The organism is Bacillus sp. SIMBA_154 (genome assembly GCF_046536015.1).
Classification (GTDB): Bacteria; Bacillota; Bacilli; order Bacillales; family Bacillaceae; genus Bacillus; species Bacillus pumilus_P.
The window spans coordinates 1-254 of record NZ_JAWJBV010000444.1 but is presented as its reverse complement, the minus strand read 5'-3'; the positions used below and the strand labels follow the sequence as shown (position 1 = coordinate 254).

Annotated in this window: 1 pseudogene; it reads right to left on the bottom strand. The window is 43.3% G+C overall.

From position 1 onward, the window contains the following. A pseudogene (gene tagG, locus R0K30_RS22700) lies at positions 1 to 254 on the bottom strand (teichoic acids export ABC transporter permease subunit TagG); the annotation flags it as partial.

Below are 254 nucleotides of genomic sequence, written 5' to 3'. Positions count from 1 at the left end.
TGAACCGACTGTTAATAAAAATAAGGTGAACAGCCAGAAATACAGTGTATACTTCACATCTTGAAAGAACCACTGGCCATCTAAGAAACTGTTCCTGAATCCGTCAATAATATAGAACAGCGGATTCAGCTTCAGGACCGGCACCAATTCCGGGTGATCTGCCCCCAGTTTCGAGTGAATGTCCCAAAAAATCGGCAGCAGGAAAAATAAAAGTCTTGTCACTGCCTGCAGAAGAAACTGATAGTCTCGGATCA